Origin of the sequence: Streptococcus sp. 2_1_36FAA (genome assembly GCF_000161955.2) — a bacterium.
Taxonomy (GTDB): domain Bacteria; phylum Bacillota; class Bacilli; order Lactobacillales; family Streptococcaceae; genus Streptococcus; species Streptococcus gordonii.
Map to the genome: position 1 here is coordinate 108528 of NZ_KI391976.1, position 14541 is coordinate 123068.

General features: G+C 40.9%; 10 protein-coding genes. 5 read left to right on the forward strand and 5 right to left on the reverse strand.

Going from position 1 to position 14541, the window contains the following annotated elements:
• Nucleotides 1-79: 79 nt before the first annotated feature.
• From HMPREF0847_RS08405 to HMPREF0847_RS08420, 4 genes are all read right to left on the reverse strand, one after another.
• The gene (locus HMPREF0847_RS08405) at nucleotides 80-4810 is read right to left on the reverse strand and encodes a glycoside hydrolase family 70 protein (protein WP_008808502.1); all 4731 of its coding nucleotides are present in this window, start codon (nucleotides 4808-4810) and stop codon (nucleotides 80-82) included.
• 66 nt (nucleotides 4811-4876) lie between these two features.
• Nucleotides 4877-5770 carry an XRE/MutR family transcriptional regulator gene (locus tag HMPREF0847_RS08410; RefSeq protein WP_008808501.1) on the reverse strand — a complete coding sequence of 298 codons (894 nt, stop codon included), beginning with the start codon at nucleotides 5768-5770 and terminating at the stop codon, nucleotides 4877-4879.
• A 385-nt stretch (nucleotides 5771-6155) separates the two neighbouring features.
• Nucleotides 6156-7049 (reverse strand): zinc metalloprotease HtpX, encoded by an 894-nt coding sequence (htpX, locus tag HMPREF0847_RS08415; protein ID WP_008808500.1) that lies wholly within the window; start codon nucleotides 7047-7049, stop codon nucleotides 6156-6158.
• 1 nt (nucleotide 7050) lies between these two features.
• Nucleotides 7051-7620: a LemA family protein gene (locus HMPREF0847_RS08420; RefSeq protein WP_008808499.1), complete on the reverse strand. Its 570-nt coding sequence runs from the start codon at nucleotides 7618-7620 to the stop codon at nucleotides 7051-7053.
• A gap of 215 nt (nucleotides 7621-7835) precedes the next feature.
• Here HMPREF0847_RS08420 and HMPREF0847_RS08425 point away from each other — a divergent pair, with 215 nt between their 5' ends.
• The 5 genes from HMPREF0847_RS08425 to rsmG all read left to right on the forward strand — a co-directional run bounded on the left by HMPREF0847_RS08425 (nucleotide 7836) and on the right by rsmG (nucleotide 13594).
• On the forward strand, nucleotides 7836-8438 hold the full coding sequence (locus HMPREF0847_RS08425) for a TetR/AcrR family transcriptional regulator (protein ID WP_008808498.1): 603 nt from the start codon (nucleotides 7836-7838) through the stop codon (nucleotides 8436-8438).
• Between the two features lie 12 nt (nucleotides 8439-8450).
• Nucleotides 8451-9740: an MFS transporter gene (locus HMPREF0847_RS08430; protein WP_008808497.1), complete on the forward strand. Its 1290-nt coding sequence runs from the start codon at nucleotides 8451-8453 to the stop codon at nucleotides 9738-9740.
• Nucleotides 9715-12045 carry an FtsX-like permease family protein gene (locus HMPREF0847_RS08435; protein ID WP_008808496.1) on the forward strand — a complete coding sequence of 777 codons (2331 nt, stop codon included), beginning with the start codon at nucleotides 9715-9717 and terminating at the stop codon, nucleotides 12043-12045. Before HMPREF0847_RS08430 ends, HMPREF0847_RS08435 begins: the two co-directional genes overlap by 26 nt.
• Before the next feature lie 10 nt (nucleotides 12046-12055).
• Nucleotides 12056-12799: an ABC transporter ATP-binding protein gene (locus HMPREF0847_RS08440; protein WP_008808495.1), complete on the forward strand. Its 744-nt coding sequence runs from the start codon at nucleotides 12056-12058 to the stop codon at nucleotides 12797-12799.
• Nucleotides 12800-12880: 81 nt separating this feature from the next.
• Nucleotides 12881-13594 (forward strand): 16S rRNA (guanine(527)-N(7))-methyltransferase RsmG, encoded by a 714-nt coding sequence (gene rsmG, locus HMPREF0847_RS08445; RefSeq protein WP_008808494.1) that lies wholly within the window; start codon nucleotides 12881-12883, stop codon nucleotides 13592-13594.
• A gap of 78 nt (nucleotides 13595-13672) precedes the next feature.
• Here rsmG and HMPREF0847_RS08450 read toward each other — a convergent pair whose 3' ends face one another.
• The gene (locus tag HMPREF0847_RS08450; protein ID WP_008808493.1) at nucleotides 13673-14533 is read right to left on the reverse strand and encodes a CPBP family intramembrane glutamic endopeptidase; all 861 of its coding nucleotides are present in this window, start codon (nucleotides 14531-14533) and stop codon (nucleotides 13673-13675) included.
• Nucleotides 14534-14541 lie beyond the last annotated feature (8 nt).

Here is a 14541-nt window from a genome sequence, read left to right on the forward strand (position 1 = left end):
TCCAAATAAGGAGTTATCGTTTTTTTGAGTCATGGAAAGCTAAAAGATCAAGTGTCATTTAGCTTATGCTCTTTCGTGATTAGTTTCTGCCAAAGCGTCTGCCTCTACCATTTCGGTCAAAGTACATCCAGGTTCCGTCTTCTAGACGAATCCATTTGTTACGAACCATATCACCTGACTTCGGATCAAAGTATCGCTCAGCACCATTAACATAGACAACTTGACCCTTGACCTGCTTGCCATCTTGGCCGAAGTAGAGAACTTGATTGTTAATTGTCTTAAGACCCGTTACAGCTTTGCCGTCTTGATCAAAGTAATACCATTCATTTTTAGCACCTTCTGCAAATTTGTTGACGGCCATCTCACCTGAATTGGCATCGAAGTGACGAATGCTCTTATCTGCTAGTGTCACTACTTGACCCTTGACCTGCTTGCCGTCTTGGCCGAAGTAGAGAACCTGCTTGTTGATCGTTTGGAGACCTGTTACAGCTTTGCCGTCTTGGTCAAAGTAATACCATTCATTCTTTGCACCTTCTGCAAATTTGTTGACGGCCATCTCTCCTGAATTGGCATCAAAGTAACGAATGCTCTTGTCTGCTAGCGTCACTACTTGACCCTTGACTTGCTTGCCGTCTTGGCCGAAGTAGAGAACCTGTTTGTTGATCGTTTGGAGACCTGTTACAGCTTTGCCGTCTTGATCAAAGTAATACCATTCATTTTTAGCACCTTCTGCAAATTTGTTGACGGCCATCTCTCCTGAATTGGCATCGAAGTAACGAATGCTCTTATCTGCTAGTGTCACTACTTGACCCTTGACCTGCTTGCCATCTTGGCCAAAGTAAAGGGTTTGCTGACCAATCTTCTGAAGGCCTGTTAGAGCGACTCCGTCTGCCCCGAAATAGTACCAATCACTTGGGTTATCACCCTGAGCAAAACGATTGATAACAGCATTTCCTGAATCCTTGTCAAAGTAACGAAGTTTGCCATCCTTAGCACGCACAACCTTGCCCTTGACTTGATAACCATTTTGGTCAAAGTATTGCTGTCCATCTCCTATCTTGACAAGCCCGCGAGCCATAACACCTTTGTCGTCAAAATAACGCCAGTTTTGGCCATCAGAAGTGTAGTAACGGTTGAGAACCTTGGCACCAGTCTTATCATAGTAGTACTGATTGCCATTTTCATCTTCCTGTAAAGCATCACGCAACTGAACCCCATTCTTCATGAAGTAAAGCTGCTTGCCATCAATCTCACGAGCTCCTGTTACTAGATATCCTTGATTATCAAAGTAATACCAATTGCCATTTTCATCCTGGATAAAAGTGTCTTTAGCTTGATTACCACTAGTTGAATAGAACTTAAAGCCATTTGTGTCTTTTACAAATCCTGTGGAAGCTTCTTTGTTGACCAGCTGTTTAGGTAATGCTGTCTCTCCATTCTTGTTAGACAGGTATTCTTTGCTTCCCCAGTCTTTAAGAACATAGTAAGCTCCACGACCTAAGATATTGGTACCATTGAAGTACTTAGCCGACCACTTGGTAATCTTCTCGTCCGTTGTCATCTTTTGGCCGTTGGAAATTTGTACTCGTTCAAAGATTTCTGGGTATTTAGCTTTAAGCTCATCCAAGAAGGCTCCACCATACTTGCCTTGGTAGTCGGTCCCATTGGTCTTACTATTAGCCACATAAAGTTTTTCTTTGATTTCTGCGCCTTCACGGTAGGTTCCGTAGTTGTTGACACGAGTTGCTGTTACCACTTCTTTACCTGGCAGGTTGTAGATTTGGTCTGGCACCCAGTCCGCAATGGCTTGGATATTGACACTGTGGAGAGCACGAAGAGCATTGAGCAAATCTTTTAGAGAACCATATTTATTATTCTTGCTCATCGCCATATCGTAGCGGTCTTCAAAGGCATAACCATTCTGAATGATAGAATCTAAGAAAGTACCGTCTTGGCTAGATACATACTGAGGTGGTAGCTCAAATGAAGTTACTCCCCATTCCTTGAAGAGGTTGACATTTTTAGCAATGACTTTATTGGTATATTGGTCATCGCGGGTTGCAAAGTCTTGGAAGTTAGAGAAGCCTTCATAAATCAACTGAGAATCAAGAGCAGGACTAGATTCGTAAACCTGACCGCTGGCATTTTTCTTCTTGCTGGCTGTTACGCGCGCATCCTGATTCTCTTTAGCACCAACTGGTACCCAAACAGCCAGGTAACCAGAAACTTGGACATTGCTATAGCCAGCGATATCATTCATATCAAAGGTCAAAATACCATTTGCATCTGTCTTCTTCCAGAGCGATTGGGGTACTTCTTCGTCAGTTAGATAGCGGGAAATGCCATCTTTGGTCGTCAGGAGCACAGGGCGATAGTATTGATTCTTATGGGCTGCTCCCATATTGACTTGCAATTTATCCCATTCGTTCAGTTTAAGGTTCGGGTTATTAGAAGCAATAACTGCCATCCCTTGGGTACGGGTTTCTGCTGTACCTTCATCCGTAGCCTCATTAGCACCAGTACCGTAGCGAACAGAAGTCAAGATACCGTTATATGACCATTTATCAGCCTCGCGAGGCACACCCATATAGGTGACTTTCATATCCTGGCCACCAGCTACATACTTAATCCGAGCACGCAACAAGGCATCAATAGCGTCATGGTATGGAGATTTTTTCTCCATGTATTGGCCGTCATCAGTATAGAGGTCGCCATAGTAGACCCGAGTGATAGAGTCTTTATTGGAGAGCATGAGAGCATGGGCAGTTGGGATATTGAACTGCGTATACTTCTTGTCCGCCTTGCGCATATCTTCGTTGTAGATCTTGAAGGCTTGCTTGAGCTCATCCATGGTAAAGGTCAAACCATCCGTATTTGGATTGATATTTTCCCGGATGATGTCGGCAATAACGGTTTGTACTTCACTATCATGAGCCCGAACAAAGATATAGTTTGCCATCCGCTCGCCATTTTTCTTTTCAGTAGAACGATCATTCAGACTATTCGTAATCGTTGGCTCTACTCCACTACGGATAGAAAGCTTACGCATGAACGAATAAAGCAAGGACAAGCGTAGCTTGTTATCAATTGCTAGTTGAGCGCCTTTAGTATCTTTGTTGTAGTCAGGATCGTTATCAGACCAAGCTTCCAAGATAGACAAATGCTTGATGGCTTCTTCTTCACTTTCTCCCACCTTGTAGCGAGACTTGAAGTAGTCAGATGCGATTTGGAGCAAATCTGCGTTGACATTGTCCACCGCATCAACACGAACTCCGTCAAAGTTAGCAGTTGGATCATTGGCTACGATGCTTCCAAAGTTCATCATATAGTGGAGCCAGTTAAGTTGCTCAGCTTGAACAGCTGGATTAGAGTTATCAAAATCATTGGCTAATAGGAATTCATAACCACCATTTGACTTGTCGATGAAGTATTTAGGAGTACCGGTCTGGCTGGTTGGTGTGCGGTTAAGCAGACGATATCTAGAATTGGCATGAGATGTCTTATCACTGTTTGTATAGAGCAGGGCTCCACCTTGCAGATGGTCCTTGTTCGTCCCAGTTGTTTCAGATTCTGTCTTGATATTCCAATTTGGCTGAGTTTTGACAAAAGCACTCATCAGAGTTCTCAACCATTTCGTGTCGCCTTCTTTGCTAATCCTTTCTTCAATTTTTCGCTGTACTTGCTGAACAGCATCTGTTAAAAGAACTTGCTCGGTCTTACTTTCAAAGGCACCGATCCCCAGATTCTCTTGATTCATATAGTTGAGGTAATTAATCTGGGTCCGCTTATCAGGCCACCAAGCCATCAAAAGAGGGCGTAAGTCTGTTTCTGTCGATTCCGTCCATGTTTTTCCATCTTTTAAGATGAACTTTGGACGATACCAACTATCAGCTGTCAAATAGCCATCTACAGTCTCAATATCCTTGTCAGTTGTACCATAAAAAGCATTCTTTTGGGTAAATTCATTATTGAGACTGCTGGTTCCTTGCTGGAACTGATATTCATTTGAATCAACCAAAGCCCCAGTTTCTGCATCAAAATAAAGAATTTTTCCGTTTAGCTCAACAGCAAAGTTTTTCTTAACTGAGCCATCATCCTGAACATAGTATTTCTTACCATCAATCGTCTTGATATGGGCCAACACATCGTCATCATGCTCAGTATTTACCGGCGCCGCTTGTGCTTGAGCAGCCAACATTTTTTCGGTTATTGATTCTTTTCTTTGGGCAGGTTCTGGCAAATGACCTTTCTTTGGTGTCGCTATAATCTTGTCAGAAACGGTAGCTTTTGCTACATTTTCGGTAGTTTCTTCTTGATCATTGGCTCTACTATCTTGTTTAGCCTGTAATGCATCTTGAGCTTTGTCAGTTGACTCAGCCTGATCGGCTACTTTAGGCTCTTGGGAGGAATCATTCTTTTCAGAAGAGTCATCACTTACTTTCTGAGTCAATTCCTGTCTGGAGTCAGTTCTTGTAGTTTCAACTTCTTTATCCTGTTGCGTCGTCTGTTCGTTAGCTGTTGGATTGGTTGCCGCACTAGCTTGATAGGTTTCTTTGCTAGAAGAAGCCTGTTCTTTTGCTTCCAGCTGAGAAGGTTCAGCTCCTTTGTCTGAAATAGCTTGCTCCGTGTCCTTGCTCTGAACAGCGGACTGTTCTTTTACATCGGCCACTTGATTAGCATCATCCGCATAGATCACACCTGATTCAATCCCCAAGGCCTTTGGAGCCACAAGAAGAGCCAGGGAGGTAACAGCAATCGCTACCCAGTTCTTCTTAACCTTATGCATTTTATAATGAACTTTTTTCTCCATCATAAAACCTCCTTCTGAAAATAGTATAAAGTTTTACCCTTATTTTAATCTTTTTCAGAGGAGGTTCTATTCTATTTGCAGATCTGCAACTACTGTTAGCTGAATTCGCTCAAATTGTTCTTTGAGTTTTTGAGCAACACCAAAAGAATCTAAATATTCAAAAGTAGACAAACATTGTTCTATATCATTCCGAGCGTGAGGATTGCCAACCTTATAAGAATAAAGAGCCTTATGATATTTGATCAGCACCCGATCATAAAGATCTGTCTCAGGGATTTTTGTATTATCAATATAATTAAGAAATTTCATAGCTACTTGTAAATGATTGTCTTCTATACAAGCACCTACAACATTAAGTAACATCTTAATAATCCGTCGACGATTCTCCGGCAGGTTATTGTAAAATTGAGTGCGGTTAATCATTTCACTAGCAAAGGTTTCCAGAGTTTCCAAGGTCAATAGATTTACACTGTTGGTAAAGAGCCAAAGCTCATAGCGGCCCCATTCTTCAACAGAAAAGAGATAATCTGTCAAAAATTCAATATCTCCCTTACTGACTTGATAGTCAGGATTACAGGAAGTTAAGGTAGCCCTGATCACAATGGTATTTAACTTGTAGTTCTTTTTTTCTGGAAATTCTTGAGCCATGGCTTCAGAATTAGCTAAAATACTTTCTAATTTGACGATATTATTCTCACGTTGAGCCTCAGAAAGTTTTTGAGACAACACAACATCATCAGCTTCCCTATAATTATGATAAACATACTGAAATTCAGCCAAAGAGACTGACATATTTCTAAGGCAACTATAAAAAGAATCAACTGTAAGGCTACTAATACCTCGTTCATATCGAGACAGCTGGGCAACAGAAATATCACCAGCCGCCACTTCTTTGAGGGACATATTCTTCGATTCTCTAATGATTTTTAAAATTTTTCCCGACGACTTTACGATAAGCATACCTCACTTGCATATATGTAATAAAAATCTATTTTTAATATACTAGTCCTATTTTACAGTTATGTTAAGAGCTGGCAACAAAAGATTTCTCAGTGATTCCATCCTATTAAATTCGATACTAAAACATCTGAAAATACGATGTTTTGAAAGACTTACTGCTTAACTCCGCCAAATAAAAGATATCGGATCTTTTTATCTTCCTTGGCCAAAGGAAAGAACTGTACATACTCGGTATTTAACACCTACACCGTTCATAAGCAAATCTCATCCTTTTTTGTTACGACAAGTATTTCTGTCTGTAACACTGACCATACAATCAACAAATAACTCCTCCCCATCTTTGAAACATTGCCAAAATAAAAAAACTGAGAAAAATCCCAGTTTTTTACATTTTTCTTAATCTTTCTACCCGCTCAGAGATTGGTGGGTGAGTGTAGAAAAGTTTTTGCAGGCCACCTTTTTTCTTCGGGTCGCTAATATACAAGGCTGCACTAGCATCATCCACATGTCGATGCATGGGCTCACTATTATCTAATTTTTGCAGGGCCCTAATCATTCCTTGAGGATTTCTAGTCAGCTCAACACTCGAAGCATCTGCTAAAAATTCACGTTGACGGGAAATGGCCAACTGAACCAGGGTAGCAGCCAAAGGTGCTAATATAATCGCAATTAATGAAAAGACTAACATTAAAAGACCAAGACCACTATCATCATCACGGTCATTCCTTCTTCGTCCTCCACCATACCACATCATCCGACCAGCAATACTAGAAATCATAGTAATAGCACTAGCTAGGGCGACTGCAATGGTTGAAATACGAATATCATAGTTGCGAATATGACTAACTTCATGCCCTATGACACCCTCTAATTCCTCGCGATTCATCAGTTTTAAAAGACCAGTCGTCGCTGCGACAGCAGCATTTTCAGGATTAGAACCCGTCGCAAAAGCGTTGGGAGAATCATCTTCCACAATATAAACCCTAGGCATTGGAATCTGAGCAACCATCGCCATATCTTGAACAATATGATAAAGTTCAGGTGCTTCTTGCTCAGACACTTGGCGAGCACCATTCATGGACATGACTACCTCAGTAGATTGAAAAATCATCGTGATAGCATAAATAAGTCCAATAATGAAGGCAATAATCACCCCACCCAGAGGAGAATTCATCCAAAGATAGCCAGCAGCCGCTCCGATAAGAGCTAAAAGAGCAAAGAAGGCGACCAAGAGAAACCAGGTCCGCCTTTTATTTGCAGCAATTTGTTCAAATAACATATTACTCACCTAAACCATTGCTACCAAAATCAACTTTAGGCACAGCTTTTTCTTCTTCAGGAGTAGACAAGAAATCAGCAGGTCTAAAGGCAAACATTCCTGCAATAACATTGCTTGGAAAAGCTTGCAACTTCACATTATAGTTACCAGCAACAGAGTTATAAAGCTGGCGTGAGTAAGAAATCTTATTTTCAGTGTTTGTCAATTCTTCTTGCAACTTCAAGTAATTCTCATTTGCCTTCAAATCAGGATAACTTTCTGCAACAGCAAAAATTCCTGAAATCTGACGAGTCAAAGCATCGCTGGCCTTCATCGCATCGGCAGGCGAAGAAGCAGACGCCACTTGAGCACGTAACTGAGTCACTTTTTCCAAAGTAGCTTGTTCATATTTCCCATAGCCTTTAACAGTTTCAATCAAGTTAGGAAGCAAGTCATTCCGACGCTTAAGTTGCACATCGATCTGACTCCAAGCTTCTTGAGTCTGCATCCGTGCCCGAACAAGTGAATTATAAACAGAAATCACAAACAAGACTATAACGACAACAACTGCAATAGTAATAATAAATGACATAAGAAGTCTCCTTTTTAACAACATTGTAGGAATGGAATAGCCACTGTAAGTCCCCATCCCTAAGAAATATAAATAAACAGAAAATCTACTGTTGTAGTCATTATATCAAAATTTTGAAGAAGTGGCTAAATTATTGACAATCTTTTCCAAAAAGAGTATTCTGTAGATAGAAAACAATCGACCGACGGTCGGTTTATAAACTTTAGGAGTTTCTCATGGCAAATAAAAAAGAATTTATCTTAGATGTAGCAGAAAAAATGTTTATCGAACAAGGGTTTGACCAAACTTCTATCGCTCAGATTCTAGATGCAACCCAGATTGCAAAAGGAACCCTCTATTATTACTTTACCTCAAAAGAAGAGATTATGGATGCCATCATTGAACGTTGGATTGAGCGATCTTTTGAGCAAGTGCGCATTTGGGTGGAGCAAAAACAACTTCCAATACTTGAAAGATTAATGGGAGCTCTAGCTTCATTGAATATGCAAAAAGATGGCCAAGAACTTCTAGACCACTTACACGCGCCCCAAAACGCACTTCTTCATGAAAAAACCAATCAAATCTTATTGAGCAGGGCTCCACAAATTCTCTCCCCCCTTTTTCAAGAAGGCCTTCAAGCAGGCGAGATGCAAACAGCTTATCCTTATGAGAGTATTGAGATGATGCTAACTTACTCCTTGCAGATTTTTAACAGCTCCTTCCAGACATTAGACCAAGCAGAAAAAAATCATAAAATTCAAGCTTTCATCTACCTATTAGAGAAAATTTTTCAAACAAAAGAAGGGTATTTTGCTTCTTTAGAACAATTAATCCACTAAAGGAGGCTCCTTATGAAACATAGTGGCTTTAAGATCTATCTACTGATATGGCTAGGAACTTTTATTTCGGAAATCGGAACAGGTATGACCTCTTTTGCACTAGGAATTTACATCTACCAGCTGACTGGTCAAGCTACCTCTTCTGCCCTAGTTACCCTTTGTGCTTTTTTACCTGGGCTCTTAATGACTCCCTTGGCAGGGATTCTAGCAGATCGTTATGACCGTCGTCTTCTAATGGCTCTGGGTGATGGTCTATCAGGTCTGGGAGTCCTCTGGATATACTTTAGTTTACAGACTAGCCAACCCTCCCTACTAAACATTTGTCTTGGTGCTGCAATCAGTTCTGTATTTTCTGCTTTGGTTAATCCAGCTTTTCGAGCTACCATTTCCGACCTGGTTCCGGAGGACCAGATTTCCAAGGCAACCGGTCTGTCACAGATTAACGGCATTGCTCGTTATCTCATTTCCCCTAGTCTCGCTGGACTGATCTTAGCTCAGGGGACAATCGGTCAGATCCTCTTAATTGATTTTTCAACTATTTTTGTAACTGTCATTTGCAGTCTGATCGCTCGCCGTCACATCAAAAGTCCGAGAAAGTCTACACCTCATCCTTTCTGGAGCGAATTTATGCGAGGCTTTCAAATTATCCATGAAAAAAGAGGAATCTGGCTCTTGGTTCTACTAGGAACAGCTTTCTCTTTCTTTCTAGGCACTGTTGAGATTTTGCTTTCTCCTATGATTCTGGGCTTTGCCTCTGGTCAGGAAGTCGGTTGGACCATGGCCGTTTCCAGTAGCGGTATGCTCCTTGGCGGACTTATCTTAGGAATCTTTTCCATTAAAAGGCATTTTCATATGATTCTTAGTCTGTCATTAGGTTTATTGGGAATTTTTATGGCAGGTATGGGCAGTAAAGAAAACCTAGTCTGGATTTGCTTTTTTGGCTTCTTACTGTTTATGTCTCTTCCTTTTGCGAATACGGCTATTGATTATTTGATTCGCTTAAACATAGATAAGAGTGAACAAGGGAAAGCTTGGGGGACAATCGGAATCATCTCTCAGTTCGGCTACGTCATTGCCTATGCCAGCATGGGCTGGGTGGCCGATAGCTTCTTTAAACCACTCCTCCTACCTAAAGGAGCATTGACCACTTGGCTCGGCTCCATCATTGGAACAGGAAGTGGCCGAGGTTATGGACTTCTTCTCATTCTTGCAGGATTTTGTATCAGTATTAGCGCTCTCTTTCTCTACCATCAACCCGCAATAAAGGAGCTCGAATATGTTTCTAAGATTAATTCGGAATGATATAAAAGCTAATAAAATCAGCGGCTTGGTCATTGCCCTCTTTCTATTTTTCAGCATGACCTTTGTGATTTCTGCAACCCGCCTCAGTACTAATTTACTAATATCTATCGAAGAGTTTGTGAAAACTACGAAAAGTCCCCACTTGCTACAAATGCACAGTGGTCCTATCGACAGAGAGAGATTAGAAAAGTTCGTAAAAAAGCATCCTGATATCTCAGCCTATCAGATTTCTGATTTCGTAAATGTCGAAAAGTCAGTCCTTAAAATTAATGGCAAAGCGAGTTTGCAAGACAGTTCCCAGGATTTAGGCTTTTCTAGTCAAAATCAGCATTTTGATTTTTTACTTAATCAAAATAATGAAATTATCAAACCTCAAAAAGGACAAGTATATATTCCGCTCTATTTTTATCAAAAGGGGAATATCAAACCTGGAGACCAAATCAGCATTGGACGCTTAAACCTAACTGTAAAAGGTTATGCGCGTGATTCTCTTATGAATACAGGTCTCGTCTCTTCCAAGCGCTTTCTCATCCATCCAGATGATCTAAACACTTTGAAAGAAGAGAAAGGAACATCGAATGAATTCTTAATCGCTTTTCGACTCCAACGACTTAGCCAAATTTCTAAAATAGAAACGGATTACCAGGCAACTAGATTAGAGAGTAACGGACCTCCTATCATTAGCTATTCTGCCATTAAAATGATTAATGGAATCAATGATGCCCTTGTTATTCTTGTATATCTCCTTCTCAGCTTAACCTTGATTTTTATCACCCTTCTTTGTATGCGTTTTGCCCTTCTAGCAAGTATTGAGGAGGACTTTCAACAGATAGCAATCATGAAAGTCATGGGACTCCCCCAAGCTTTTATTAAAAATGTTTATTTAGCCAAATATTATGCTTGCATGCTTCTAGCTATTATTCTCAGCTGGTTAACTGCTCATCCCCTTACTCAGCCTGCGCTCAAACAAATGGAGATGTCTATGGGGAAAAGCAGGATACCCTTTTATAGTTATTTATTAGAAATAGCTTTGATATCCATCTTATCTGGTTTGATTTCTTGGATTACCTCGCATCCACTCAAATCATTCAAAAAGCTAACACCAGGCCAAGCTCTATCTTCTCAAAAGTCACAAAAACAAGAAAAGACAAAGAATCCAACTAAAAAAGGACTTCCTAGTCATCGTTTTATGGATGCTCTCTATTTTTCTTGGAAGCAACTTTGCCAACATAAAAAACTTTATTTAACCATGCTTTTCATTCTATCTTTGATTGGATTTGTTCTACTCCTACCGACCAATCTCCATCGTACACTGACTGATAAAGAATTTACTCAGTATATAGGAGTTGGAAAATCTGATATACGAATGGATCTTTTTCAAACAGAGAATATCGAAGAAAAAACCAAGCAAGTAGTCAAAGAATTAAGCCAGAATCATGAAATAGAAAGCTTCAATACTCAAATAGTCTACAATATAGCATATAAAGATAAAAAGGGACAGATAAGAAAACTTCGTGTTAGTGTAGGAAACCACGCCTCTTTTCCAGTTAAGTATAACCAGGGAAGGTTTCCAAAAAATGATCAAGAAATCGCCCTGTCCAAACTTCAAGCCAATGATCTAAAACTAAATCTTGGAGATTCATTGGAGATGCTGGTAAATGGCAAGAAAAAGAAAATGAAATTAGTTGGAATATACTCTGACTTAACATATGGTGGCAAAACGGCTAAGGCCACTTTCCAAGTAAAAGATCAAGTCGCTATCAGTAGTCTGGTAACCATTCAACTAAAAGAAAGTATCCAAAAAAAGAAAATCCTTCAAAAACTACAAAATAACTATCCTGACTACAAAATTACAGATGTTAATGATTTCTTTTATCAAACTTTTGGAGATACTCTAGCAAGGATAAAGGAGATTCAGCTTGGGGTCTTTTGGCTAGGGAATATTTTAGTCTTTATTTTGACTTGCCTCTTTATTTATATGATTTATATTAAGGACAGGAAAGATTTAGCATTACATCGACTCTTAGGTTTCAGCAAACATGCACTGATATGCTACTACTTGCTAGCCTTTAGCTTGGTCATCATGGTTAGCTTCTTACTTGCCCTAATTTTGCTACTTAGCTTGGGGCAAGCTTTCTGCAATCTTCTGCTAAACAATTTTGGAATTAGTCAACTTCAGCTTATATTAGACTTCCAGCAAAGCTTCCTATTCATTCCTCTTAGCATTCTAGTGAGCGGGTTATGCGCCACTCGCTTTGTTCTTGGAGGTATCAACAAGCTGGACTTAGCCCCCTATTTAAACTAAGGAGAAGCCTATGTTATTAGAAGCACATAACCTCAGCAAAAGCTATCAGGAAAATCAGGAACCTGTTCTTTGCGATTTGTCGCTGGAGATTGAAAGTGGCCAATTCATCGCCATCATGGGGCCGTCTGGCTGCGGAAAATCCACTCTGCTCAATCTTCTATCCACCATTGACAGACCTGATAAAGGACAGATTCTTTACAAGGGACAAGACTTGCTAGCAATGAAAGATAAGGATTTAGACCGCCTTCGCAGAGAAGCTTTTGGCTTCGTCTTCCAGCAGGCAACCTTCCTGAAAAATCTCAATATCCTAGACAATATCTGCCTACCGAGTATTATTGATAAGAAAGGCAGTGAGCGAAAGGCAGCCTATGAGCGAGCCAAAGAGTTAATGGCTCTGACTGGTATTAAGGACATTGCCAACCGCTCTATCTATCAGGTATCGGGCGGTCAGCTCCAGCGAGCTGGCATCTGCCGGGCTCTCATGAACCAGCCTCGAATCATTTTTGCTGACGAGCCGACAGGAGCTCTCAACTCTCAGGCTGGCCGTCAAGCTATGGAACTCATGCAGCACTTCCACCAGCAGGGCGCAAGTATCCTCCTAGTGACGCATGATGCCAGCGTAGCTACCTATGCCGACAAGGTCCTGCTCATTTTAGATGGCAAGATAAAGAAAGAAATCCAGTTTACCCCCACTGCTAATCAGGATGAGCGGCGCCAGCTGCTCTTGGCGGAGCTCAATCAAATTGGCATATAAGACAAGAGGCCCTTTGGCAGAATGCTGGGGTCTCCTTTTTATGATATAATAGGATGAATACTGACAAACAAGGATGAAACTATGACACCGCAAGAATTTTACCAGCTATTGAGCCAGCAGGGAATCGAGCTGACCGACCGCCAAAAAGACCAGTTTGAGCGTTATTTTGAACTCTTGGTCGAATGGAATGAAAAGATCAATCTGACAGCTATCACCGAGAAAAATGAAGTCTATCTCAAGCATTTCTATGATTCAATTGCCCCCGTTTTGCAAGGCCTTATTGATAATCAAGAGCTTAAGCTGCTGGATATCGGAGCCGGTGCTGGCTTTCCAAGTCTCCCTATGAAAATCATCTGCCCTCAGCTGGATGTGACCATCATTGACTCGCTCAATAAACGCATCAACTTCCTAAAACTGCTGGCTGAAGAGATCGGGCTGGACAAGGTTCACTTCTACCACGGTCGTGCAGAAGACTTTGCTCAGGATAAGGCCTTTCGAGCTCAATTTGACCTGGTCACTGCCCGTGCAGTCGCTCGCATGCAAGTCCTGTCTGAACTGACCATTCCCTACCTGAAAGTTGGCGGGAAATTGCTGGCACTCAAGGCTTCCAATGCTCCGGAGGAACTGGACGAAGCAAAAAATGCCCTCAACTTACTCTTTAGCAAGGTCCAAGACAACCTCAGCTATGCCCTACCAAACGGCGATCCCCGCTTTATCACAGTGGTAGAAAAGAAGAAAGAAACCCCCAATAAATACCCCCGCAAAGCTGGCATGCCAAACAAAAGACCATTATAAAAAGAAAGCAAGCAATTCAGTGAGATTGCCTGCCTTTTAAATACCTCGTTTAGATAAAGCGAAAATAAAATAGATGTACTAAAGAACTTCGTTACGCGATCGCTTTCGTTTTTTATAGAAGAGCAAAAGCATCAAAAATGACAAGGTCTGAGCCACAGTGATTCTAAGACTCAATAGCTGATCCACTCCGCCTTTTGACAGAACATGAAGCAGATTAACCACCGTGTTATTAACAAAATGAACGGCCATCCCCATATAAAGGCTGCCTGTCATCTTGGTCATAAGAGCAAACTGAAAGCCAATCAGAAAACTGGTGAGAATTAAAATCAAACTATTAATCCAGAAGCCTGTCAAGCTCATTTCCCCATCAAGAAAACTTCTGAATGGACCCATAGTATGCCAGAAGCCAAAAAGAAGATTGGAAAAAAAGGCTGCTTTCAAAAAGCTGTATTTTCTTTCAAAAACTTTTTGAAAAAGTCCACGGAAGATTCCTTCTTCCATAAGGACATTGATGAGATTGCCTACCAGACAGATCAAGAGAAAAAGCAAGCCCCTTTGTTGACCGATATTACCACTAACTGAATAAGCAGATACATAGAAATCAAGTCTCACAAGATTGCCTTGACTCAGCAACAAAGCTATTTCTATCAGATAAGCTAAGGCAAAAAACAGACTCCCCCAGACTAGACCCAAACTAACATAAGAGAACAAGCCTTTTGTCCCAAAGCCGATTTGTTTTGAATTTAAACCGTAAAAATGCAAAGCCGGAATCAGTAGCATTAGCCCCAGAAGCTTGTGGACAAATGATTCTCCCCAGAATGTCTGATCCGTCCTCAAAATCAGGTATTCTGCAATCCGTAGTATAAAGCAAATCAGATAAATGGCCAAAACAAGCTGAATCTGTAACCTGTATTCTTCTTTAAGTCTCTTTTTCCCCATACCTTCTG